General features: G+C 59.5%; 1 protein-coding gene. It reads right to left on the bottom strand.

The annotated features are described in order from the left end of the window. On the bottom strand, window positions 1-1085 hold a 1085-nt coding region (locus HYZ49_14475; GenBank protein MBI3243485.1), incomplete at both ends, for a PQQ-binding-like beta-propeller repeat protein.

Here is a 1085-nt window from a genome sequence, read left to right as displayed (position 1 = left end):
TTGAAGGGGTTGGGAAGGTTGGAAGATAGGCCGAAGACCGGCGCGCCATGCTCGTCAAACTCAGCGTCTTTCTCTCCACCAGACGAGAGCGAAGAACCCGTTGGACTTGCTTCCAGGGCATACAGAGAGTGATCCCCTGACCCCACGTAGAGGGTCCCATCACTGCCCAGCGCCGGCGAGGAGGAAACACCACCCCCAGTTTTGAACTTCCACTTGAGGGAACCGGCCGCGCTGAGCGCATACACAGAGCCATCCCTTGACCCCACGTAGACGGTCCCATCGCTGCCCAGCGCCGGCGAGGAGAAAACACCACCCCCAGCTTTGAACTTCCACTTGAGGGAACCGGCCGTGCTGAGCGCATACAGAGAGCTGTCATTTGACCCCACATAGACGGTCCCATCGCTGCCCAGCGCCGGCGAGGAGGAAACAGAATTCCCGGTTAGGAACTTCCACTTGAGGGCACCGGCCGCGCTGAGCGCATATACATAGTGATCCGCTGACCCCACATAGACGGTCCCATCGTTGCCCAGCGCCGGCGAGGAGGTAACACCACCCCCGGTTGGGAACTTCCACTTGAGCCGGGCTTTATCAGGGCCTCGATAGGGACTCTGGCCCGTATGCCGCACATCATGACCCGCCATCGGCCAGGGAGAATCAGCCAGGGTAAGCGGTGGCCCCGGTGCCACCTGTGGCCCAGTATGGGAGGTCGTATCCCCTCTGGCACTGAGGGCGCCATCGCTGGCGGCAAAGGAAAACTGATGCCTCCCCTCAGACAAACCCGTCCGATATTCGTATACCACCCCCGTTACATAAGTGTTGTCTCCGTGCTGGCGTTTACTCAGGGCTAGAGGGGGATTCGTGTCTATCTTTAGGGCAATGGCAGCAGGTTCATCGTTGTCTGAATCCGCATAGGTGACACTAAAAATAAAAGGGGTCTGCGTGTTCCCGTTTTCTGGGGTCACGCTACCAGCAGACAGGGTTGGGGCCGCATTGGTGAGTTTTGCTCCTAGAGCATACAGAGAGTGATCCCCTGACCCCACGTAGAGGGTCCCATCGCTGCCCAGCGCCGGCGAGGAGGAAACAGC

The organism is Chloroflexota bacterium (assembly GCA_016197225.1).
GTDB lineage: Bacteria > Chloroflexota > Anaerolineae > Anaerolineales > VGOW01 > VGOW01.
This window is presented reverse-complemented; position numbering and strand designations above follow the sequence as displayed.